This is a genomic window from candidate division KSB1 bacterium, from assembly GCA_034506255.1.
Lineage (GTDB): Bacteria > Zhuqueibacterota > Zhuqueibacteria > Zhuqueibacterales > Zhuqueibacteraceae > Coneutiohabitans > Coneutiohabitans thermophilus.
The window spans coordinates 163912-188277 of record JAPDPX010000007.1; the positions used below are offsets into that span (position 1 = coordinate 163912).

Here is a 24366-nt window from a genome sequence, read left to right on the forward strand (position 1 = left end):
CACCTCCAGGCGGGCTCAGGCATGCAGCACTGCCAGCACACGCTCGGGCGTCATGGGCAGCTCGCGCGGGCGTTTGCCGGTGGCATGATAAACCGCATTGGCGATTGCAGCCGCGGTGGGGATGGTGGGGGGCTCACCGATGCCGATCACCCCGCGCCCGGGTTGATCATGAATGATCACCTCGATCTTTGGCATCTCCAGCGCGCCGATGATTTTGTAATTCTCGAAGGTGGGATTGATTTGCACGCCGGTGAGCGGATCCATCAGGCGGTCTTCATAAAGCGCATAGGAAAGGCCCTGCACCACGCCACCGATGACCTGGCTTTCCGCAGTGAGACGATTGAGCACCAGGCCGCAATCCTGCACCGCAAGTATGCGCAGCACCGTCACCACCCCGGTTTCAGTATCAACCTCGACTTCTGCAAACTGGCAGCCGGCCACACCCGCAGAGGACAGGCCCTCCGCCCATTCGCCGTGCGTCACCAGCGGCGCCGAGCCCAACAAGGCGCATAGTTGTTTCCAGGGCAGCGCGTTCTGCGGATTGCCCCTGACAAAGGCGCGGCCACCCGCCAGTTGCACCTCGGAACTGGCAACACCAAAGTGCCGGGCAGCCAGCTCCGCGAGTTTATCGCGGGCTTTTTCGGCAACGTTCTTGATGGCCGGCGCAACCGAGGGTGCAGTGGTGCTGCCGCCGCTGGCGCCGGAATAGGGATATTCGGTATCGCCAATCATCGCCTTGACAGAAGCGATCGGCACACCCAATTCTTCCGCAGCCACGGCCGCCACAAACGTGCGGGTGCCGGTTCCAATGTCTTGCGTGCCACAGCGCACTTCAATGCCGCCATCCGGCAGGATGGTCATTTGCGCCTGTGTGCCGCGGCCGCCCGGCCACCACACCGCCGCGCCCAACCCCATGCCGCGCTTGATCCCACCCGGGCTGGCATTGGGCCGTTTCGCCCGCCGGGACCAGCCAAAGCGTTCCGCCGCCATGCGCCATTGCTGTTGCCGGGTTGGGTTGGAATCATTGCGCAGGCGAAAATCCAGCGGATCGAGATTGAGCCGCTCGGCCAGCTCATCCATCACCTGCTCCATGACGAACGAGGCTTGTGGACAACCAGGCGCGCGAAAGGCACGCGCCGCCCCGGCATTGGTGTAAACATCATAATGCTCGACCCGGGAATTGGGCACCTCATAAACCAATGGCAAAGCCGGCCGGGCGTTGTTGCCAATGCCGGCCGTGCCGTAAGTCTTCGCGCTGAACGCAATGAGCTTGCCGTCGCGGGTGGCGCCTGCCTTGACCTCGGCAAGGAGGTTGGGACGATTGCCGGCGCTGATCGAATCCTGCGGCCGTGTCAGCATCAACTTCACCGGTGCACCCGCGGCCCTGGCCAGCCGGGCGGCAATGGCTGAGTAGCGCCCCGCCTGCAGTTTGCTGCCAAAGCCACCCCCCATGTAATCGCAGATCACCCGTACCTTGCTTTGTTCAATATTGAGAAATTTCGCAATGCCCTCGCGGCTGGCATACACGCCCTGGGTGGAGTCCCACACGATCAACTCATCGCCCTCCCATTTTGCCACGCTGCCATGCACTTCCAGGCAGGCGTGCACCTGCACCTGCGTGCGATAACTGCCTTCCACAATGACCGCCGCCTGCGCGAAGCCGGCAGCGAGATCCCCCCTGCTGTCCACCCGCGCCTCACGCCTGTTGCTTTGCTCGGCATATACCCGTGGCGCATCGTCCGCCATCGCCGTTTCCAGATCCACCACAAATGGCAAAAGCTCATACTCTACTTTGATCAAATCCAGGGCTTCAGCGGCGATTTCCGGCGAGACGGCTGCCACTGCCGCCACCTCTTCGCCGGCATAACGCACCGTGCCGGTGGGATGCACATCGGTCAGCACGGCTTTCACCCCCGGCAGCGCCTGCGCGGCACCCGCCGCGAGGCGTTTGATCCTGGCCGCGGCGTAGGGTGAGGACAACAGCGCGCCATACAGCATGCCGGGCAACTTGAGATCATGCGTGTATTTCACGGCACCGGAGGTTTTGCCCGGACCATCCACGCGGGAATAGCCCCTGCCCAGGTAGGTCATCTCATCGAGTGCTTTCCACTTTGCCATGCTCATCCTCGCTTTCCGCCGGCAGATTTCGCCGCTGCCAGCGCGGCTTCAAACACGCGCGGATAGGTACCGCACCGACAAAGATTGCCGGCAACCGCCTGGCGCACCTCCGCCGCCGTGGGATTGGGATTGCGGTCCAACAACGCCCGCACCGACATGACAAAGCCGGGCGTGCAAAAACCGCACATCAGTGCATCCCGGTCAACGAAGGCCTGCTGTACCGGATCGAGTTTGCCGTTTTGCACCAGCCCTTCCACCGTCACGATTTCCCGGCCCGCGGCATCAAGCGCGAGCATCATGCACGCCAGCACCGGCCTGCCATTCAGCAAAACGGTGCAGGCACCACATTCCCCGCGATTGCAGACCTCCTTGCAACCCGTCACCTCGAGCTGGTTGCGCAGCGCTGAAAGCAGCGTGGTGCGCGGCTCAACCGTCAGGCTGCGCCGCTGGCCGTTGACTTTGAGCTGGAGCGGGACGTTGCCGGAGAAAACTTCCACATCCGGAGGCATCGCTGCCGCTTTGGCGCGCAACCCGGTGCTCAAAATCACCGTGCTGACCGCGCCGCCGCCGCTCAACTTCAAAAAGTGCCGCCGCGAAATTTTGGTGGAGGTTTGTCCGGCCGGGGAAGTTTCGGAGGGATCGGGAGTGGGCACCGGGTGCTCGCTATGCTTTTCCATGCTCATTTCCTTTCGCGCAGGGACAAATTTTACCATCGAAGCCCGCGCAATCATATTGAAAAAGTGCGTGAATGTCAAGCGGCTTTGCCCGACCCGCAGCCATGCAACGGCAACAGCAGCGGCCGCCATTGTGGCGGGAATGATCAAAGGGAGAGGGCGAGGAGGAATGACTCGGTTGCGTCTGAGGACATGGTGCAGATCTCTTGTCTGCAGGCAGGAGTGCCCAATGTCACCAACTTTTCAAACAAAGCAAAAACTCTCACGCCAGGAGTTTTTCTGCAGCCACTGCCAAACAACAAGTCTCAGCACCCCAAAATCACACGGGTCATCAGGTTTTCCCTCCTGCTCTTGGTGGCTTGTGTGGTTCAAAAATCTTCGCGGTGACAGTTCCGTGCCCTTTCTGATCTGCCACGGCTTGGCCGTGGCATTCCTGCAGAGAGCCTCCGCAGGATCGTAAGATAACGCCACGGTCAAATCATGGCAGAACGGTTACTCTGCGCGAAGCCCCTGCGGCTTCGCGTCCTTGTATGTTTTGGCTTGTGGATTTTATCGCTTCGAAAAAGTTGGCAGCATTGGGCAGGGGAGCCTGCGCCACTCTCCACGTTGCCGCAAGATTACAAACGGTGAGGAACACCGCCTGCTTGACATTTGACCGCCGGTTTGTTACGTTCTCCAGCCGCCTGCACGAACCGGATGACGCCATGCACCCCCTCTCCTCCCCGCCGATTTCCTTTTTCGTCGATGAGCTTTTTCGCGCTGATTTGGAAAAACTGCCCTGGTCGCACCCGATTACAAGCTGGCGCGCGCTCGGCGTCAGACATTTCAATATCAAACGCGGCCTGGGCCGACACCCAGTGGTGTTCGTGCAAGCCGGCAGCCGCAAATATGTCGTCAAAGAGCTGGGCTTCGAAGTCGCACGCCGCGAAGTGGAGAATTACAAACAAATGCTGCTGCGCGGCCTGCATACTCTCATCCCGGCGGGTTGTGTGGCCCGCGAGGAAGAGCCGCTCGCCGTGTGGACGCCGGTGGGCCGGCAATATCAACGCCATCTCGTCGGCCACACCGTCACCCTGCTCATCGACCATGTGCTGCCGGATTCGCAGTTGTATCGCCGCGCCTTCCACTTCGATAATCGCAAACGCATTTGGGACGCCATCGTCGAGCTGTTTGTCGAGCTGCACAGCAACGGCGTCTATTGGGGGGATGCTTCGCTGGCCAACACCCTGGTCAAATTCATGAAAATCGATATCCCCCACCTCGGCCGCAAGACCCGCTTGAAGGCCTTTTTGGCAGATGCCGAGACGGTCGAGATTCATGCCTCCGTGCCGGATTCCCTGCGCGCGGCGGATTTGGCCTTCTTCCTGGAAGCGATGGATTGGGTGAATGAAGACCTGCGCGCCAGCGGCATGACGCGGGATGAAGTGGCCACGGCGCAGGACAAGGCTTATCTGCGCGAAGCCTACGCGCGCCGCTATGAAGTCGAATTGCAGGGGCGCGCCTTTGAACAGTGCAGCGGCCTGGAAATCGCAAAATATCTGGGGACGGTGCGGGAGCCGGCCTACTTCGACGTCCTGCGCCGGCACATCGAAGAGCACAAGTGGTACCTCAGCGAACGACAACAACACGAAGTCGGCTATGCCGCCGCCGCGCGAGACTGGCTGGAAAACATTTTCATCCCCATGTGCGAGTTGTTCAAGAACGAAGGGTTGCTCGACCTGTTCCCCGGCAAAACCGCGGCCGACCTGTACGTCGAAATCATGAACAACAAATATGTCCTGAGCCGCAAGGCGGGCCGGGATGTGGGCATGCTCCGCGCCGCGCGTGACTATGCCGAACGGTTTGGCGAACACCACCCGGTCGCCATCTTCTGGCGCAGACTGGCCGGCGGCATGCGCAGGATTCTGGGGCAACGAAAAAAAAACGGTTCGCTGCTGATTTGTGTGGACAACGAATGCCTGCTCCGGGACGAAAGGGCGAAGTCCGAGGTGGGCAGCAGATTTTGCGAAATTTGAAAACTCGCCGCTGCCAAGTCGGACTGCACTCATCACGACAAAACAGGCAGAGAGCGGAGCGAGGAAAGGGGCAATGCCAACGATCAGGAGGTATGGTTGGGGCGCGGGGGAGCAGGCAAAAACATGCCGGGCAGCTTCGCCCGACTGTCATCCCCTCTGCCAGATGCCGAGCACATTGCCGTCGGGATCGCTGATCAGTGCAAAACTGCCGCTGGCCTTCTCAGGAGTTTTGCCGCGAATAATCTTCCCGCCCAGTTGCAGCACACGCTCGAGCGTCTGATCGATATCATCGACGCGAATGTAGAGAATGATGCCCTGGCGGCCGGTGTGCCATGGGGAGTGGTAAAAGGCGCCATTGACCTCCTCGCCCGTATCGAAGAGCATATAGTCCTCCTCCACGACGAGATCCAGTTTCCACTCGAACAGCTCGCGGTAAAAGTTCCGGGTTCGGTCAAAGTCCGCGCTGGGGATCTCCACGTGTACGAAGCCGTGGGTCATCACGCTTCTCCGAATGAGGACAGCCGCTCTCCGTGTGTTTCCCCTTGCTGCCGGCCTTTCCCGGCGCCGGCGCGGGCGCGTGTGCCGACAGCGCGCACCGGGCCAGGCCGAAGGTCCACTTACTCCTCGAGGTGGTTCACCAGGCGATTCTCGCGGCGTGTCCGGCGCAGGCGCAGGCGCGCCGCGGCCAGCTCCAGAATGCGATGCACCATGGCGCCGTAATCGTAGCCGATCGTCTGTGCCGCCATGGGCAGGACGGATTCGGGATCGAGATCGGGGTTGGGATTGACATCGAGCACCATTGGCGCGCCGTTCCACAAACGGATGTCCATGCGGGCATAATCGCGGCAGCGCATGGCGCGATAGGCCGCCACTGCGGCTTCCTGCAACAGGCGCAGCAGGGGCTCATCCACCGGCGCCGGACACAGCCATTTGATGCCGTTCCAGCCGTCGGAGTTGGGATCGAATTTGGATTCGAAGGTATAAAGCCGGTCGTGTATGTCGGAATAGCGTGAATAGTCCAGCTCCACCGGCGGCAGAACTTCGAGCTTGCGATTGCCCCACACGGCGACGTGAAATTCACGGCCGCCAATGAACGGCTCCACCAGTGCCGGGCCGCCAAACTCGGTTTCAATGCGCCGGATCTGACGCGCCAGCTCCGCGCTCGATTCCACCACCGAGGCGCGCGTGATGCCGTAGCTGCAGTGCTGATTGGCGGGCTTCACCATTGCGGGGTAATACCTCCATTCCTTCACCTGGTGATGCTGCATGGTGTGACCCGGCGGTGTCGGCGCACCGGCATTCAGCAGAATTTTTTTGATGGTGTGCTTGTTTTGGGATTTGGCGAGCGTGCGGGAATTGGCGCCGGTGTACACGAAACCGCGCTGTTCCAGGCCCCTGGCCACCAGTGCATCGGACCACGGAATGTCGGAAAAGCCCTCGCACCAGTTGAAAACAATCCATTCCTCCGGATCGAAACGCGCGAGCGGTTCCAGGTTATCATGAATCTCCACCGCCTCCACGCGCAGCTTTCTGCCCTCCAGGCTCGCGAGCATGTGTTCCACAAGCCGCATCGAATTCGCGCGATCCGCCGCCGGCCAGTTGGGATCGATATTGTAGAGCACGATCACTCGTTCGATGGGTTGGTGTTGCTTGGTCGCCATTCAGCCTCCACCATCTTGTTCATCGGCATACATGCCACGGCCTGATTGAGCGTGCACGCCCAACCGTTGCTGCAGCCCCGGCAAAAATTTTTGCGATGATAGGAATCATTCGCGATAATTGCAAGCAATAAAATGGGAATACGCCCGCGCCGCCGCGATTTTTCCGTCCGGCTACAGCACGATCATCTTCACGGCCGCCAACAACAATATCAGCACGAGCAGCCGGCGCAGGGTGTGCGGCGCAAAACGCCGGCTGCCGAATGCCGCGCCGAGGTAACCGCCGCCCGCCGCCGCCAGCGCCCACCACACAATCGCCCGCGGCAGCGTGGCGGTTTGCGCGAGGTGACCGAACAGACCCGCGATCGAATTCACCAGAATGAAGGCCGCCGACAGTGCGGCGCTCTCGCGCGTGTCCGCCCAGCCGCGCAACAGCAGCAACGGGCTCAAAAAAATTCCACCACCCACACCAGTCAAGCCGGAAAGCAATCCAATCGCCCCGCCGGCAAGCAATGCGGTGTGCCGCGGTATCGTGCGCCGGTCGATGACCGCAGGTCCCGGCGTGAGGCAAAACAGCCGGAGCGCGGCATAAGCCAGCAGGCCGCCGACCACGCAGCGATAAACGGTCGCCGGCAGCATCCAGCTGCCGCCGGCAAAGGCAAACGGCACCGACGTCAGTGCGAACGGCCAAAATTTTGTCCACGAAAAAAAGCCGGCACGGTGAAACTGCGTCAAGGCGAGGGCGGAGACCAGAATGTTTAACACCAGGGCGGTGGGTTTCATGATTTCCGGCGGCAGGCCAAACAACGCCATCGCAGCAAGATAACCGGAGCCGCCGGCCTGGCCGACGGAGGCATACAACGCGGCGGTGGCGAAAATGACTGCGGTGAGAGTGATGGTGGTCAGTGGCGTCACTTGCAATCACCGCGCACAGGTGAGCTGCCGGCCGCCATCGATGTTGAACGTCACACCGGTGATCCAGCCCGCACGCGGGGAGGCGAGATAAAGAATGGCATCGGCAATCTCCTCCGGCGTGCCGACCCGGCCGAGGGGATGGGTGGTTTTGCTGTGCTCCAAAAACGCCTGATATTGGTCCCCCGTCATGCCGCTGGCGCGATGGAGATTGGTGACCACCACGCCGGGGTTGACGGCGTTGACACGCACGCCAAAAGGCGCCAAATCCAGGGCGGCACAACGCGTGAGTTGATCCACACCCGCTTTGCTGACGCAATAAGCCAGCACGTTGGGGAAGGCGCGGGTGCCGGTCACGCTCGACACATTCACGATGTTGCCCCCGGTTGCTTTCAAAAACGGCACGGCTTCCTGCATCATGACAAACACCGCGGTCAGGTTGAGGCGGAGCATCAGATCCCATGCTTCCCTGGGGGTGGAGCTGATCGAGCCGGTGGCGATGATGCCGGCGGCATTGACCAAAACATCGAGGCGGCCAAAATGATCGACCGTCTGCGCGACGGCGCGGCGGCAGTGCTCGGCGTCCGTGAGGTCAACCGGAAGGATGATGCTTTCCACCCCGTGCCGGGCGATCTCATCGACCACACGCTGCAGACTCTCCCGGCTGCGGCTGAGCAGTGCCAGACGGCTGCCCGCCGCCGCAAACGCACGGGCCGTGGCTTTGCCGATGCCGCTGGAGGCGCCGGTAATCAATGCAACCTTGCCCGACAGTTCCATGCTTCACTCCAGAAAGATGAGTTTGCGGGTTTGTGTTTGTCCATCCACCGTGAGGCGGCAGAAATACACGCCACTCTTCAAGCCGCGCGCGGAGAAGCGGGTGCGATAGTGCCCGGGGGCCTTGGTCTCATTCAGCAAAACGGCGACTTCCGCGCCGTTGAGATCATAAACTTTCAACATCACGCGTGCCCGCCGGTGGAGCCGGTATCCGATGATCGTTTCCGGCTTGAAGGGATTGGGGAAATTCTGCTCGAGCTCAAACAACACCGGCAGACCTTTGTGCAGCCGCTGCTGCACCGCGGTGGGCGTGCCCACCACGAAGTCGGCGTACACCGGCAGGTGATCGGAAGCTTCATGCAGTGCGTTGGCGACACTCGCCGCCACCACGCCGTTGGGGCCGTCATTGACGGCGCGGTTGAAATGATTGCCATCGTTGCCGAAGGCACGATAGGAATTGGGCAGCAGATACAAACCATCGGAAGCGAGCACACTGGCGGAAACCAGAATCAAATCGAAGCGGTCGTCGAGGCCGCCGGCACTGCCTTCGCCAAACACCGTGGTGCGCGTTGATTGTGTGTGCAGGGCGGCAAAACTCGCATTGTTGTTCCACACCCCGACCGCATTGAGCGGGTCAAAAAGCCGGCCGTCGTTGTCGGCCTGGCTTTCCGTGAGACGCAGAAATGCCGGCTCACTGGAACGCGAGAGATTGAAGTCTCCCATCACCACCAGATTTTCTCCCGGCGGCAGATCGTTGAGATAGGTGCGCAGTGTCAGCGCCTCGTTGGCGCGCTGGCGTTCGTCATTGACCTCGGTGCCGGCCTTGAGATGCACGGAGTACAGCCGGAATTCCACCCCGTTGGCCTGCAGATAGTACTCGGAGATATTGCGCAGGCTCGTGCGGATTTGCTGCGTGCCCAGCAGGGTCACCCTGTCCGGTTTGTAGTACAGCGTGTTGTCCAGGTCGAAGCCGTCGACGAACGGCGCGCTCTGATACAAATTGGGCCGGGAAAAATTCATCACCTGGTTGAGAAAAAGAAGCTGGCCCTGTTCGCTCTCGAGCTCCTGCACCAGCAGCAGATCCGGCTGCAACGCGTTGATCACCGTGCGGAAGTAGGGCAGCCGGGCGACGCCCTGACTGCTCGGGAAAAAGAGCAGATTGTAGCTGGCAATACGGAGCGTGTCGAGTGGCGCCGCCGCTCTGCCGGCGCCGGCCAACAAAAGCAAACTGCACAACAAAATCACTTTTCTCATGCCATCAGGCTTCCAATTGAACATTTTCATGACGGAAAACGGAGAACTGAACGCGATCGCCCGCACTTTCAAACCCGGCATCCCTTCCGGGAGGGAAACGCGCCCTCCCGACAAACATTTGGGCTGCGGCCACGCCGCAGTCGCAGCGTGGCAACATGGCTTCACCACGAAAATGTCAGCAGGCAAACCAGAGGTCTGCGCGACATTTTCATGTCGATGGATGCCCATGCGGGCATGGCAAATTACACGAAAATACTTTTGTTTGCGGTAGATCCTTCAGGGTCGGTGCCTGAAGGCACTGCCACGAAAGCTCATTTTCATTCTGATGGGTAGCGCGCGGCATGACAAAAATTACCCTGAAAACGCCATGTGGGCCGCAGAGATTTTGGCGACGCCACTTTGTCCCGCTTTGCCAGTGGTAAAAACCGGCGCGACACTGCGCAAATCAGCCTGCGGGAAATTTGTTTATCGCCGCGTTCCGTTTTGCCCACACCGAGCCGTATGGAACCGAAAAGAATTCTAGGCAAAATTCTTCGATTTGCAAGCCGCAAATTCCGCCAGCCATCAAAGCACAACCAACTTTCAGTCAAGGGCACCGGCTCCCCTGCTCCCCGCAACCAACACAAACAAAAGTGGCGCCTGATACTGCCTGCCGGCGCCACTTGGTGAAGAAAACTCCCTCTGCCCGACGACCTGAACACCGGGCCGCCGCAAACCGCGCGTCAAAACAGGATCAATCTGTTTTCGAGGACGTTGCGCCCGCGTTTTCCAACTCGTCGGCGATCACACCGGCATCATAAAGTTTGCGCATCGCTTCGATCATGTAGGCGGGATGCACCGCCACGGCGCGGTTGGCTTCCTCGCTGTAGACATAACGGCCGACCAGGCTCTCGATGTTGCCGTCGAAGATCAAACCCACCAACTCGCCCTGCTTGTTGATCACCGGTGAGCCGGAGTTGCCGCCAATGATGTCATTGGTGGTGACGAAATTCACCGGCGTGCGCAGATCGAGTTTGTCCTGGCGTTCGAAAAAGCGCTTGGGCAGGTTGAAGGGCGGCTGCAGGTTGAAGCTGTAGGCGCGGTCGAACAGGCCGTAGAGCGTCGTCATGGCCGGCGCCTTGGTGCCGTTCATCGGATAGCCCGCCACTTTGCCGTAGGAAAGCCGCAGGGTGAATGTGGCATCGGGATAGGCAGATTTGCCATAAACGGCAAAGCGCGCCTTGCCGATCTTTTCACCGGCGGCCACCAGCACGCTCTCCACCTGCTCTTCATAGAGGCGGTTCTGTTCGCGCATCATCCCGTCCAGCTCGCGCATCAGGACAATGAGCGGATCGGTCGAAGCTTTGATCGCACTTTCACCGCCTTCGAGCAGGGCCTTGCGCACCGCCACATCGGCGAGCTTGGTGCCGCCGATGAGTTCCCGGGCCACTTCCGCCGGCGTGCGCCCCCCGAGCACGGTTTTGATGAAGGGATCATCCGGGCCAAGCTGCTCATGCGATTCCTGCAGGGCATCCACGAGGGAAACTTCCTCCAACGCCGGATAAATCGGCGCCGGCGAGAGCAACCGGAACTTCAAACCTTCGAGCTGGGAGTCATGAAAACCCTCGAGGCGCTCTTCGTCCTTCTTTTTAATCTCGGTGGCATACTGCACGAGATTTTTGGCCAGGTTTGCCAGCCGTGAGAAGCGCAAATCGCGATAGCGGAGCTGCGGCAGCATTTCGATTTGTTTCTTTTCCGCATTGGCAATCATGTCCCAGGCGTCGCCATAGGCCGCCTGCCACTCCGGCTTGCCGGCGATCAGGGCGCGGAAATCATTCTCTTCCTGCTCCTTTTTGGCCATCAGCTCTTTGCTGCGCAGACCGTTGTACTCGCCGGTCCACGCTTTCAGCGCGTTCTCAATCCCGAAAATGTCGCGCATGGCCTGGCGCTCCTGCTCCGGACCTTGTGCGGCATAGCGGCGCAGCAGGGCCAGGCGGCGGTTGTACATTTTCAAACGATACGGATAACTGTAGTCGCGTTGCCGTACAAGTTGCGCCACCGTTTGCAGGCGGTCGGTGGAGCCGGGATGGCCGGACACAAACACCAGTTCGTCAACCGCCGCGCCTGTGGTGTTCCATTTCAGATAATGCTTGCTTTGCACCGGCTTGTCATTCTCGTAGACGCGAAAGAGCGTCATGTCGAGATCATAACGCGGATAAGTGAAGTTGTCGGGATCCCCGCCGTAAAATGCCGCCTGCTGTTCGGGCGCAAAGACCAGCCGCACATCGGTGTATTTCTTGTAGCGGTACAGCCAGTATTCGCCGCCCTGGTAGAGTGACACCACTTCTGAATGCAAACCGGCTGCCTTCAGGCTTTCCTTTTCGATGCGGGCGATTTCCTTTTGACGGGCCTGCAAAGCCTGCTGGTCGGTCATGCCCGGCTTTGCCGCGCCTTGCACGCGCGCGGTAACGTTTTCCATCGAGATCAGAACATTCAACTCCAGATCCGGGCATTTCAATTCGGCCGCCGGGGTCATTGCCAGAAAACCGTTGGCGACATAGTTGTTCTCCGGGCTCGACAGTTTCTGCAACTGGCCGAGAGCGACGTGGTGATTGGTCAACACCAGACCATTGGGGCTCACGAAGGAGCCGGAGCCGCCATCGTTGAAGCGAACACTCGCCAGCCGGATGTGATCCAGCCACGCCTGTGTCGGCGTGAAGCCATAGCGTTCTTGAAGCTGCTTGAGAGGCGGATTGTCGAACGTCCACATCCCCTCATCGGGCCGTGCCGCGCCCGGCAGAAACAGCATGCCGGCCAGCACCAACACGCCGGCGAGCCGCTTCAGAATATTCCGACACTCCATACGCATCGCACACCTCCATCGGGTTCACAAGGCATTCCCTACCTTTGAGAAAGCAGAACAGTCCTTCCCAGCCATGCCAAAGTGCGGCATGATAGAAAAAAGTTGCGTCATCTCCAATACTTTTTATCTTAGCAGCAGTTTGTATGCTCTCTCAGCTTTGTGCATATGATCGAAGTCAGTGACGGGGTGTCGCCTCCCTGCTGGTTGACAAAGCCGGCAGCACGGGCGAGGCGCGGACAAAAGTTGCTTTCTGAATTTTGCATGGGCCGCGTTGCCCTCACCGCCTGCGATTGCAATCGCAGGCGCAGAGCTCAAGTTGGGCAAGGCCGGCTTATCATCCGATTGGTGGGCGGCCGCCTTCAAGCGGTCTCAGCTTTAAGTTTGAGAATTTATTCTCAGGCGAAAGGCGGCAAAAAGAAAATGCAAAATTCAGTGGCTTGCCAGAGCGGGGCACAACACCGGTGACGGCGCAGTCCGCACCAAGGCAGGCAGGAGGCGAGATTCATTCCTCAACCGGGCTCATCGATGAGCGCACTCTTCTGGGATGTCGCGATTATCGTCTTCTACTTCATCACCATTACCAGTCTCGGTTTGTACATGGGGCGGCGCGAAGAAAGCATGGAGGACTTCGCGCTGGGCGGGCGCAAGATTCCCTGGTGGGCGGTGCTGGCATCCATCATCGCGGCGGAAACCAGCGCCGCCACCTTTCTCGGGGTGCCGGCGGAGGGCTACCGCCAGCAGAGCGCCATCTACGTGCAATTAATGCTGGGCACCGTGGTGGCGCGGGTGATCATCGCCTATCTCTTCATCAGACCCTACTATCATTACCGCGTTTACACCGTTTATGAATTCCTGGAAAAGCGCTTCGGCGTGCGGTCGCGCGTGGCCGGCAGCATCATCTTCCTGATCACCCGTGTGCTGGCCAGCGGCGTGCGGGTTTACATTGCCGCGGTGGTGCTGGTGATCGCCTGGAAATTTCTCACCGGCGCCTCCCCCACCTTCGAGCAGTATGTGCTCGCGATCATCGTGATGACCCTGATCACCACGCTCTACACCATGCTGGGCGGCATCAAAGCGGTGATCTGGACTGATTTGATTCAGGCCGGCATCATGTTCGGCGGCGCCCTGCTCTCGCTTTATATCATTGTTGCGCTCACGCCCGGCGGCTGGGAGGGCATCAAGGCCGGTACCGACAATTTTGCCAACTTCCGCATCTTTGACACGGGCGTGCACGGCGCCACCACGCTGTCGCAGACCGTGCGCAACATCCTGAGCCAGGAATACACCATTTGGGCGGCATTCACCGGTTATATTTTTCTGGTGATGGCCACGCATGGCACCGACCAGGACATGGTGCAGCGCATGCTCACCGCCACTGATTACCAGCGCAGCCGCTTCTCCCTCATCCTCTCCGGCGTGGCCGATATTCCCATCGCTCTGGCGTTTGTCACGATCGGGATCTTTCTATATGCCTATTTTCGCCTTGTCCCAGATCCCAACCTGCCGGCGGCACACAACGAAATTTTCGCCTACTTCATCATCAACAAAATGCCGCCGGGGCTGCGCGGCTTGATCATCGCCGGTGTCTTTGCCACCGCCATGGGGTCGTTGAGTGCCGCGCTCAATGCTCTCGCCACCAGCTTCGTGAAGGATTTTTACGCCCCCTATTTCAGGAAAAATGCCGATGACCGTCATTATGTCTCCGCCGCCCGCCTCTTCACCTTCATTTTTGCGCTTTTGATGATCCTGGTCGCCGGCCTCGCCGCCTACTCGGTGTTGCACGATCCCACGCTCACCATTATTCCGATTGCGCTGGGCATCATCGGCTACACCTACGGCTCGCTGCTCGGCGTTTTCCTGATCGGCATGCTGACCCGCCGCCGCGGCAACGATCGCGGCAATCTGCTCGCCATGCTTTGCGGCTTCCTCACCGTCTTTGGACTCAGCGGACTGGCAAACAGGGTGCTGGGCTGGCTGGGGCTGGCCCCGCTGCCGGTGCCACAGATTGCCTTCACCTGGTATATCATGTTCGGCAGTATCGTGACGTTTCTCGTTGGGCTCTGGTTTCGAACGCCTCCGGACAAAGTGACCACGCCATGAAGAAAAAACAACAAACCCGGGCCTGCCGCCGCCTCGCCATTATTTCGTGTCTGTCCGAAAACGTTTCCGCCCCGGCTGAGCCGGGATGTTCAACGCAACCAGCCGCGTGAAAAATCCGGTGCATTTGAGGCAACGGCCAAGCCGTTGCAGGAACAGTCGCTGCATAGCCAGTGGTTTTGGATGGACACTATAATTTTGGTTCTGTGTTGACTTGTGTGGGTAACTCGTAACACGGCATGCGGCCACCACCAAATTCCCTGGAGACTAATCGACGCCGTGTCGCACTGATTTTTATCAGTGGCAGGCTGGACCAAGGCGGCGCCGCCCAAATCTCTGCGGCCAGAATGGTGTTTTCAGGGTAATTTGCCATGCCGTGCGCGGCACCCATCAAGATGAACATGAGCTTCCGTAGCAGTGCCTTCAAGCACCGATCCTGAAGGGTCTGCTACAAAAGTCTTTTCGTGGTAATTTGTCATGTGCATTCGCACAGCCATCACGATGAAAATATAGCGCAGAAATCTTGTCTGCAGGCAGGCTGGAAGCCTGAGCTGCGACATTTTGTGGCAATCACATCCAGCCCCAAGGCCGGAGAAAATGACCACCCGTCGAACGGCACAACCATGATGGTTGCCGTTCGCTGCTGATCACGGAGCTTGCATGCCGCTCTTCAAAAACAAACAAGAACTGGGTTGGTGTTTTTACGACTGGGGTAATTCCGCCTTCGCCACCACGGTGATGGCGGGTTTCTTTCCCGTCTTTTTCAAAGAATACTGGAGCCAGGGCGTGGCGGTTACAGAGAGCACCGCCAAGCTGGGCCTTGCCAATTCCATATCCGGTTTGGTGGTGGCGCTGCTGGCGCCGGTGCTCGGCGCGATTGCCGACCGCGGCAGCCGCAAGAAAAAATTTCTGATGCTCTTCGCCTATCTCGGCGCCTTGTCGACCAGCGCGCTGTTTTTCGTCGCTCGCGGCCAGTGGCCGCAGGCGGCGTTGATCTACGTGATGGGAACCATCGGCTTCTCCGGCGGCAACATTTTTTATGACGCGCTGCTGCCCGGCATTGTGGATGACAAGAAGATCGACTTCGTCTCGGCGCTGGGCTATGCCATGGGCTACCTGGGCGGCGGCCTGCTCTTCGCCCTCAACGTGTGGATGACGCTCAGCCCGGCGACCTTTGGCCTGGCAGATGCCGGCGAAGCCGTGCGCGTCTCATTCATTACCGCGGGCGTATGGTGGGGCGTCTTCACGTTGCCGATCATGCTGTTCGTGCCGGAAACACAGTCCGCCACCGCGCACAGCCTGCGCCAGGCGGTGCGCGAAGGCGGCCGCCAACTGGCGCACACCTTTCGCAAAATCCGCCATCTCAAAACCATCGGCCTCTTCCTGGCCGCCTACTGGCTTTACATCGACGGCGTCGATACCATCGTCCGCATGGCGGTGGATTACGGCCTGTCCATCGGCTTCGAAGCCAAAGACCTGATCGTTGCCTTGCTGATCACACAATTCGTCGGTTTTCCCAGTGCCATTGTGTATGGCAGGCTGGGCGAACGCATCGGCGCCAAGCGCGCGATCTACCTCGCGATCGTCGTTTACTTGCTCGTTGTTCTGTGGGCGGTGCGGATGAGTGACAAAATCGAGTTCTACGCCCTCGCCATCGTGATCGGGCTGGTGCAGGGCGGCATTCAGGCGCTGAGCCGCTCACTTTATTCGCGCCTGATTCCGCATGATCAGACCGCGGAATTCTACGGCTTCTACAATCTGCTCGGCAAATTCGCGGTGATCTTTGGCCCGATTCTCATCGGCGTGACCGGCATGATCTCCGACAGCCCGCGCACGGGCATCGCCTCGATCGCCGTGCTGTTCGTGCTCGGCGGCCTGCTGCTCTCCTTTGTCGATGAAAAGCAGGGCGCCGCGGAGGTGAAACATTTGCGCCTGACTGGCGGGCGCCCGGGCTGACACAGCCGCATCCCGTCGTTGCTCCGTTCTCATTCCGTCACACGGGGGGGGGAGGGGCGCCACCGGGCGGGGTTGTTCCACCGCCACGACGGTGGCAGGGACTCTGAGCAAGCGCAAGATCATGTCAAATTTCATCAAGTTTCTCGGGACCGCCGGCGCGCGCTTCGTCATGATTGAACAACTGCGCTCCTCCGCGGGCACCATTCTGAGTCTGGATGGCCAAACCATTTTGCTGGATCCCGGGCCGGGCACGCTCAGCCGTTGCGCCAGCAGCCGGCCCAAAATCGCCGGCCACGCGCTCGATGCCGTTCTGCTAAGCCACCGCCACATCGATCATTCCACCGACGTCAATGTCATGCTGGAGGCCATGTCCCACGGCGGCCGGCAGAAACGCGGCCTGCTCTTCGCGCCGGCGGACTGCCTGGAGGGTGACGACCCGGTGGTGTTGCGTTATGTGCGTGATTACATCACCGGCATCACGCGGCTGCAACCCTTCACCCGCTATGAGCTCGGCGGCCTGTGCTTTCACACCCGCGGCCGGCACCGCCACGGCGTGGAGACTTATGGCTTCGTCTTCGAGAGCCGGGCGGGCCGCCTCGCGTTCTTGATCGACACAGAATTTTTTCCCGACCTGATGGAATGGTACGCCGGCGCGCGGGTGCTGGTGTTGAATGTCGTGCTGCTCAAACAGCGTGAGGAAAACTTGATCCAACACCTGTGCCTGGATGATGCCCGCCGCCTGATCTCGGCCATCAGGCCGGAGACGGCGATTTTGACTCACTTCGGCATGTCGATGGTGCGCGCCAGGCCGTGGCTGCTGGCCGAACAGCTCACGCAGGAAACCGGTGTGCCCGTGCTCGCGGCGCGCGATGGGATGTCATACACACTGGATGACATGTAACACACGCAGGGAGGACGTCATGAAGCCCCGCTTCACCTTGGTGATGTTGGCGAGTCTGCTGCTGGGAGAAAGGGTGATGAGCCAGTACCAATTCCTGGGCAATCTCACCGCCATCGATTTTCACGAGCAGGGTGCGGTGTTGCGCTGCGGCGAGGATCTGGTGCGTCTCGCATTTCTCGCGCCGGATTTGGCACGTGTCACGCTGGCGCCGCACGGCCGCTGGCAGAGCGGGCCGGATTATGCCCTCGCCAAAACCGACTGGCCGGGCACAACCTTCACGGTTGCGGAGACTGCCACCCACGTCGTGCTCAAGACCGCCGCGCTCGAGGTTCGCATCCGGCGGTCGCCCTGCCGCCTGGCGTTTTATGATGCCGCCGGCAATCTCCTGAACCAGGACGACGAGGCGTTTGGTCTCGCCTGGGAGGGCAGGGAAGTCGCCGTGTTCAAAACCCTGCTGCCGGGTGAGCGCTTTTACGGATTGGGTGAGAAAACCGGCGGCCTCGACCGGCGCGGCAGTGAATGGCAGATGTGGAATTCGGACATCCCCGCCTACAGTGACCGCACGGATCCGCTGTATCAGTCCCATCCCTTCTTCATCGGTGTGCGCGAAAGCCGCTGCTACGGGATTTTCTTCAACAATACCCATCGCAGTTTTTTCAATCTGGGGGCCGGCAATCACCGTCTCTATTCGTTTCGTGCCGAGGGCGGGGCGCTGGATTATTTTTTCTTTGCCGGCGCGACGATGAAGGATATTCTCCGCCGCTATTCCGAGCTGGTGGGCCGCATGCCGCTGCCGCCGCTGTGGGCGCTGGGCTACCAGCAATGCCGCTGGAGCTATTTCCCCGAAAGCGAAGTGCGGCAACTGGCACGCATCTTTCGCGAGAAAAAAATCCCGGCTGATGTCCTCTATCTCGACATTCACCACATGGACGGCTATCGCTGCTTCACTTTCGATCCCCAACGCTTTCCGGACCCGCGAAAATTGCTGGCTGATTTGCGTGCGCAGGGCTTCAAGGTGGTGACGATTGTTGATCCCGGCATCAAGGTCGATCCCGGCTATTCGGTCTATGACAGCGGTGTGCAGGGCGATCATTTCATCAAGTTCCCCGACGGCCAGCGCTATATCGGCGATGTCTGGCCCGGCCCCAGCCATTTCACCAACTACACCAAGCCCGAGTCGCGCGCCTGGTGGGGTGATCTCCACAAAGATTTCCTCGACATGGGGGTTGCCGGTATTTGGAACGACATGAACGAGCCGGCGGTGTGGGGCCGCGAGGCGCCCCTGCTGGTGGAGTTCGACGAGGAGGGCCGCAAAGTCTCAATCAAAAAGATTCACAATGTCTTTGGCCATCTCATGGCACAGGCCACTTATGAAGGCTTGCGGCGGTGGCGGCCGCAGGAACGGCCCTTTATTTTGACACGCGCCGGCTTTGCCGGCACGCAGCGCTATGCCGCAAGCTGGACCGGCGACAATGTTGCCACTTTCGAGCATCTGGAGATCGGCATCCGCATATGCCAGTCCATGAGCCTGAGCGGCATTCCATTTGTCGGAACAGACGTCGGCGGTTTTGCGGAAACACCCACGCCCGAGCTGTTTGTGCGCTGGATGCAAGTCGGCGCCTTCACACCGTTTTTCCGCACACACACCCAGATCAATTCTCCCGATCAGGAGCCGTGGAGTTTTGGAGAATGGGCGGAAGAAGTGAATCGCAAGTACATCGAGCTGCGCTACCGCCTGCTGCCCTACACCTACACGGCGTTTTATCAGGCGGCAGTCGAAGGCATGCCCATCATGCGGCCCCTGTTCCTGGAGTTTCCACAGGAGGCCGAGACCTATGAGGGCCAGAATCATACGACATATCTGTGGGGCAACGACCTGCTGGTGGCGCCGGTGACGCGTGCGGGCGAGCGCATTCGCAAAGTCTACCTGCCGGCGGGCACATGGTATGATTTCTGGGAGAACAAGACCCATGCAGGCGGAGGCTACGTCTATGTCGACGCGCCGGTGGAAAAACTGCCGCTGTTCGTGCGCGCCGGCGCGGTGATCCCGATGGGCGAGGTGCTGCAATATGTCGGAGAGAAGCCGCTGACGCAAATCGATCTGCACGTCTATCCCGGCGCAGAGAGAACCTCGATGCTGTATGAAGATGATGGCCACTCCTTTGCCTATGCCGGGGGCGAGATGAGCCTGACTTCCTTCAAAGTCTCGACCCGGGCAAAAAATGTCACGCTCGCCATCGCGGGCCGGGAGGGCAGGTATGTGCCGCCGGCGCGTGATTACCGCGTTATCGTGCACGGCCAGCGCCGCGCACCGCAAAGGGTGAGCCTTGACGGCAGGAAACTGGCGGAGGTCAGCTTCGCAGCCGAAGCCGGCACGGTCACGGTTCGGCTGCGCGATGACGGCAAAGCACACACGCTGGGTTTCGATTTCTAAAATGAGGCCATGCCCCGGCGGGTGTTCCGGGTAATCCCGCAGTAACCGTATGACGGAGCGCAGCCCTCTTCACCTGCAGAAAAGAGGTCTGCGCTGGGTCCCCGCATGTGCTTGAGGCATTCCTGTTCCGGGCATTGCAGCATTCACCCGATGCCGCTGCCCCCCGGAGGGAACCGTGTAAGGATCTGAACACGACACCGCCCGGGCGTTTCCTCGTGATCAGCAGTGGACTTGATGGTGACAGGTGCCTGCTTCGGGACCGAATGCCGGGGCGGTTTCTTCTGCTATTCCAAATGCAGATGATCAAAATACAGGGTCACCGGTTGGGCCGGTCGCTGCAGGAAGAAGTACACCGACTCGATGTTTGATCGTTGCATGCGGCGGCGCGTGCCGGTGGTGATGAGGGAATCCAGCGGCCAGACAAATTGCGTCCAGCCCGGCGGCAGCCGGATACGCCGATTGCAACGGTCGGCATAAGCCGGGCTTTCCCGGCGGTCATCGATGCGGAAATGCACCTGCAGCGTGTCGGGCTGTGGATTGTAAATCGCGGCGTGCAGGCTGTGGAAAGCCGACCAATCCGGATCGAACCTGGTAATTTTAAGCCCCGGGAAATTGCCCGGGAACATTTCGAGGCGCAGGCTGCGTTCGCCATGCGCCACCGGATCGGTGGCCAGGGTGAGCAGCGCGCGGCATTCCCAGTGGAGCCGGTCGAGCTCCGCATCGCTCTCAAAGTCGAAAAAGAAAGGCCGGTCGCGCTGACAGGCGCTGGCAAGCAGGCTGAGCATCATGATGCCGGCGAAATTCAACGCCCGCCTCCCCTGTTCGAACGGCAGCCGCTTCACACCGGCCATTTAATCCTTCCTTTCAAATTCGAAGACCACAATTTCCGGCGGCACGCCCAGGCGAATGGGGATATCCGTTGTACCTATGCCGCTGGTGACATACAGCATTTTATTCCCCTCTTGAAAAAAGCCGCGGAGGTGATCCGGATCGGGCTTGCGTCCAGTGATCCGCCAAAGGAGGCCCGGCAGACGAATCTGTCCGCCGTGGGTGTCGCCGCTCAGCACCAGCGCGTGCGCGGATGCAGGCACGCGGGCATAGGCCAGCGAGGTGTGTGACAGCAAAATCGTTGGATGCTCGCTGGCGAGCAGGGAGTCAACCAGCGCGAGGTTGGGCCGCAGCGGTGGCCAGCAATCCAATCCCGCCAGTCGCAACCACCGGCCGCCAATGGCGAGATCGACAAAGCAATCGCGCAAAAATATGACCCGGTGTGCAACCGGCGGATCGGCGGAATCCCGGCGATGGCAAAAAAGGCAGCTCGCGCGTGAGAACGAGTAGTCGGCATCGCCCATCACGGCATAAACCCCGAGCGGCGCCTGCAATTGCCCGAGAAACGAAAGCGCATGCTCATAATCATCCTGACTGCCATACCATCGCACGTAGTCGCCGGTCAGCAGAATCATGTCCGGCTGAATTTCCCGCAGCCGGGAGAGGACAGCTTGCGCGGTGTGTGCGCTGTGCTGGTGGAAATGCAGATCACTGAGTTGAACAATCTTTTTGCCGGACAGCACGTCGGCAAAAGCGGGATGGGCAATGCGAAGATGCTGCACGCGAAGTTCCGCGGAGGAACGCCACCACAGGGCAACTGCCACGCCAACAACAAGAGCGGAAACAACCAGGCACTTCGACACGCGTACAGTCCAGCCGGTGGTTGCGGGGAGAATTGGGTTTGTTTTCGTTTCAACGGATGCCATACCGCATGTCACTGCCAATTTTCGGAAGAGCAGGCAACGCCGGCGAGGGTTTGCGGAAAGCTGTGGATGCAACGGGCCAACCGGCAGCATCTCGTGAGCACCGGCAAGAGAGGGTGGCCTCATGAAACGGCGGTTGCGCCGGTGAAGTTTTGGCGCAGCTCTTCTCTACCATGCAACCGCAGCTTTTGCAGAAAGGACTGCCACAGTGCCGGCGCAGCCTGCGACTGCCTGAGGCCTCCTCCCTATGAGTTGCTTGCTGGCAGCCGCCGGCTGCCCGGGCTGGTGGCTGAGCGACTCCTTCCCGCCGGCCAAGCGCCACCTTTCACGCTGCGGCCCGCTGTGATGTTGAGCGTGCGCTGCCGGCAGTGGCATGAACGCACACTGCACCTCTGCAGAGATTGCGCCGTGTGATTGCGAGGTGCACGATGGACAGGCGAATTGTCGCGTGGCCAAAGCCGGCGGGATCAGCGACCAGCAGGCAGTGGCAGCCTCCCGGCATCGGGCACAAAGGTGGTGATGGCAGGCAAAGCCATCGGATTGCCATGCAACACAAAACGCAAGGAACACCGGGCAGTCGAGATGCCCCCCGGTTGCTCTGCACCCACGGCGACAGTCCGCGATCACGCGCAGCGCGAGACGTGTTGGGTCGCAATCTCAAAAATTTTGATGAAGGGTTTCTGCAACAGCCTGATCGTTGCCGTGAATTCCTCGCATCTTGCGAGACTCTCGCCGTTGTGGAGTCTCCCGCTCAGTCGGGGTCGGAACATCTTCGGAGAGACACCACTGCGCCAAAGTGCCGGCCGTGGCAGTCGTGGCGGACAGGTGCACGCCGGGAGAGAGAGCCCGGCAGCGAGATGGCCGGGCACGATAGTCTTGCCCAGAAAGAGCAGGATTGGCGGACTGGAAGGGGTATAACCTCAACTCCGAAGAGATTGCAAAACTCGCGACGGCATTACCAAGGTGAAAGAACGGAAGCCGGGCAGGATGTCGCGTTTGGTATGACGGGCTGCAAGTGAATACAAATCATGCGAGCCTCGCGGCAGTCGCGTTGCGCAGGAACCGCCCCGCATGGCGCAAAAATTGCCAGCAAGAGGGGGGAATCTTTTATATCGAGGCAAGCATGATGAGGCCCCTACTCTCTCTCGTTGCTGTGAGCGGGATCACGCTGGGTTTCAGCTTGTGGAGCTGCGCGAAAAATCCAATGTCGGGCACCACCGGCAATTTGAAACTCAGTATCAAAGCCGTGCCCGCACCAGCCAAGGTGGCGGCCGGTGTGCAGCAAGTCACCATTACGGCCGCACAAATCGTCATCGGTGAAATCGAGATTGAAAGCAGCGAGCGGGACAGCATGGATTTCATGTCCAGCGGCCCGCTGGTGGTGAATCTCGATGTCACCGGCAGCAGGACCACGCTCGGCGCGATTGCCGTTCCGTTTGGCAGGTATGATGAGATCGAAGTTGCAATCGCACCCCTGCAGGCCAGTGCCGGACAGGTCTACACCGCCAATCCAGACCTGCAAAACCGCAGCCTGCTCGTCCGCGGTTATATCGACGGCGACAGTGCGTCGGCGTTCGTCTTTGCCAGTGCGATCAGATTGGAACAGGAGCAGGAGCTTTCGCCACCCCTTTTGGTCGATGCCAATTCCCCGAATGCCAATATTGTGCTCGCCCTTGATACCGCGAGCTGGTTCCGCGATAGTTCGGGCGGCTATCTTGACCCCCGCCTGCCCCGGAATCAGAAGGCCATCGAGCACAATATCAAAAACTCGCTCAAGGCCTTTGCGGATGATGATGACGAGGATGGCGACGATTGACGCAGGTCACAGGTGACGGACTTGGGCATCGCAGCGTTGCTGCCCGCCGAGTGCGCCTGCCCAAGTGCGATTCATTCTTCCTGTGGTACCCCCACCACTACGGCACCTCGACAGTTGCATTCACTTCGCGAGCCATCCACAATCGAACTTTTTTGTGGAGCACTTGCTGCTGCGCCTCCCTTTCCCAGAAACAACTCACTACGACAGCCACAATGGCTGGCCTTCCGGCAACGGTTTCAATGAAGCACAATGGGTGACCCCAAATTCCGAAAAAGGCATTGCTTCTTGGCGCGACGATTTGTATGATTGCACTCCAAACGCAAAACTACGTTCAGGGGAGAAATTCGTGCCACGCCGGTCGCGCAAAAAATCCAGACCCAAAGATGCCCTCCAACGAGAGCTGAAACGCTTGAGTCGCCGCGTTGAACAAGGCTTTCGACGCTTGATCAGCGGCCAACAAAAGCTGGAAAATCAGCAGCGAAAACAGGGAAAAAGACTGGCAAACCTGGAGAAAAGGCAGGTAAACCTGGAGAAAAGGCAGGTAAACCTGGGGAAAAGGCAGGTAAACCTGGGGAAAAGACAGCTAAGCCTGGAGAAAAGGCAGATAAGCCTGGAGAAAAGACAGGTAAGCCTGGAGAAAAGGCAGATAAGCCTGGAGAAAAGGCAGGTAAGCCTGGAGAAAAGGCAGATAAGCCTGGAGAAAGGGCAGATAAGCCTGGAGAAAGGGCAACAAAAGCTGGAGCAAAGACAACGGGAGCTGGAAAAAAGTCAAAAGTCACTCCTTGCCAGAATGAGCCAAGTCGAGGCTGTTTTAAAAGAGCTCAGGGACCGCCAGGACAGACTGGAAGCGAAAGTGGATTTGTATTGGGAAAGGACTGTGGAACTGATCAACCGGGTCTACAATGTCGTGGAGAAAGAAAGAGAAGAAAACATGCAATTCAGAGAGCAAATCTACACCATGGTCGATCATGTCAGCAGATATTTCACTGATTTCGAGGTGGAGAAGAAAGCGCTGGCAGCCCGGGATGATCGTCTGGAGAGCCGCATTGATGTCCTGGAGGGATCCGAGGCGAAACAGAATCGCACGCTGGAGGAACTTGATACGCGCGTGGCCGCGCTCGAAGCCCGCTCCCAAAGCTGATCCCAAGCCGCCGCGGAAGCCAC

17 protein-coding genes are annotated in these 24366 nt (G+C 59.7%); 7 read left to right on the forward strand and 10 right to left on the reverse strand.

The genetic code is table 11. The features are described from left to right. Positions 1–15: 15 nt before the first annotated feature. Both ONB52_15595 and ONB52_15600 read right to left on the reverse strand, forming a co-directional pair. A complete protein-coding gene (locus ONB52_15595; protein MDZ7417561.1) occupies positions 16–2118 on the reverse strand; it encodes a xanthine dehydrogenase family protein molybdopterin-binding subunit in 2103 nt (700 codons plus the stop codon). Positions 2119–2120: 2 nt separating this feature from the next. Then, on the reverse strand, positions 2121–2795 hold the full coding sequence (locus tag ONB52_15600) for a (2Fe-2S)-binding protein (GenBank protein ID MDZ7417562.1): 675 nt from the start codon (positions 2793–2795) through the stop codon (positions 2121–2123). A gap of 701 nt (positions 2796–3496) precedes the next feature. Between ONB52_15600 and ONB52_15605 the strand changes: the two genes are divergently transcribed. Then, positions 3497–4807, forward strand: a complete 1311-nt coding sequence (locus ONB52_15605; protein MDZ7417563.1) for a DUF4032 domain-containing protein — start codon at positions 3497–3499, stop codon at positions 4805–4807. Positions 4808–4954: 147 nt separating this feature from the next. On the opposite strand, the gene ONB52_15610 is transcribed toward ONB52_15605, so the two are convergent. The 6 genes from ONB52_15610 to ONB52_15635 form a co-directional block, all read right to left on the reverse strand. Beyond that, positions 4955–5305 (reverse strand): VOC family protein, encoded by a 351-nt coding sequence (locus tag ONB52_15610; protein ID MDZ7417564.1) that lies wholly within the window; start codon positions 5303–5305, stop codon positions 4955–4957. A gap of 119 nt (positions 5306–5424) precedes the next feature. Continuing rightward, positions 5425–6468, reverse strand: a complete 1044-nt coding sequence (locus ONB52_15615; GenBank protein MDZ7417565.1) for a hypothetical protein — start codon at positions 6466–6468, stop codon at positions 5425–5427. A 171-nt stretch (positions 6469–6639) separates the two neighbouring features. Then, the gene (locus ONB52_15620; GenBank protein ID MDZ7417566.1) at positions 6640–7380 is read right to left on the reverse strand and encodes a sulfite exporter TauE/SafE family protein; all 741 of its coding nucleotides are present in this window, start codon (positions 7378–7380) and stop codon (positions 6640–6642) included. Positions 7381–7386: 6 nt separating this feature from the next. After that, positions 7387–8154: an SDR family oxidoreductase gene (locus ONB52_15625; GenBank protein ID MDZ7417567.1), complete on the reverse strand. Its 768-nt coding sequence runs from the start codon at positions 8152–8154 to the stop codon at positions 7387–7389. Between the two features lie 3 nt (positions 8155–8157). After that, positions 8158–9405, reverse strand: a complete 1248-nt coding sequence (locus ONB52_15630) for a T9SS type A sorting domain-containing protein (GenBank protein MDZ7417568.1) — start codon at positions 9403–9405, stop codon at positions 8158–8160. A 733-nt stretch (positions 9406–10138) separates the two neighbouring features. Then, positions 10139–12247 (reverse strand): S46 family peptidase, encoded by a 2109-nt coding sequence (locus ONB52_15635; protein ID MDZ7417569.1) that lies wholly within the window; start codon positions 12245–12247, stop codon positions 10139–10141. A gap of 525 nt (positions 12248–12772) precedes the next feature. Here ONB52_15635 and ONB52_15640 point away from each other — a divergent pair. The 4 genes from ONB52_15640 to ONB52_15655 all read left to right on the forward strand — a co-directional run bounded on the left by ONB52_15640 (position 12773) and on the right by ONB52_15655 (position 19635). Next, the gene (locus ONB52_15640; GenBank protein ID MDZ7417570.1) at positions 12773–14347 is read left to right on the forward strand and encodes a sodium:solute symporter; all 1575 of its coding nucleotides are present in this window, start codon (positions 12773–12775) and stop codon (positions 14345–14347) included. A 657-nt stretch (positions 14348–15004) separates the two neighbouring features. Continuing rightward, positions 15005–16300 (forward strand): MFS transporter, encoded by a 1296-nt coding sequence (locus ONB52_15645; GenBank protein MDZ7417571.1) that lies wholly within the window; start codon positions 15005–15007, stop codon positions 16298–16300. A 121-nt stretch (positions 16301–16421) separates the two neighbouring features. Beyond that, entirely contained in the window at positions 16422–17201 is a 780-nt protein-coding gene (locus ONB52_15650; GenBank protein ID MDZ7417572.1) for an MBL fold metallo-hydrolase, read from the forward strand. Positions 17202–17220: 19 nt separating this feature from the next. Next, a complete protein-coding gene (locus tag ONB52_15655) occupies positions 17221–19635 on the forward strand; it encodes a glycoside hydrolase family 31 protein (protein ID MDZ7417573.1) in 2415 nt (804 codons plus the stop codon). Positions 19636–19919: 284 nt separating this feature from the next. On the opposite strand, the gene ONB52_15660 is transcribed toward ONB52_15655, so the two are convergent. Together ONB52_15660 and ONB52_15665 are read right to left on the reverse strand one after the other, a co-directional pair. Next, the gene (locus ONB52_15660; protein ID MDZ7417574.1) at positions 19920–20486 is read right to left on the reverse strand and encodes a hypothetical protein; all 567 of its coding nucleotides are present in this window, start codon (positions 20484–20486) and stop codon (positions 19920–19922) included. Then, positions 20487–21245 carry a metallophosphoesterase gene (locus tag ONB52_15665; GenBank protein MDZ7417575.1) on the reverse strand — a complete coding sequence of 253 codons (759 nt, stop codon included), beginning with the start codon at positions 21243–21245 and terminating at the stop codon, positions 20487–20489. Positions 21246–22509: 1264 nt separating this feature from the next. Here ONB52_15665 and ONB52_15670 point away from each other — a divergent pair. Then, positions 22510–23202 (forward strand): hypothetical protein, encoded by a 693-nt coding sequence (locus ONB52_15670; protein ID MDZ7417576.1) that lies wholly within the window; start codon positions 22510–22512, stop codon positions 23200–23202. Positions 23203–23365: 163 nt separating this feature from the next. Then, positions 23366–24343, forward strand: a complete 978-nt coding sequence (locus ONB52_15675) for a hypothetical protein (GenBank protein ID MDZ7417577.1) — start codon at positions 23366–23368, stop codon at positions 24341–24343. Positions 24344–24366: the final 23 nt, after the last annotated feature.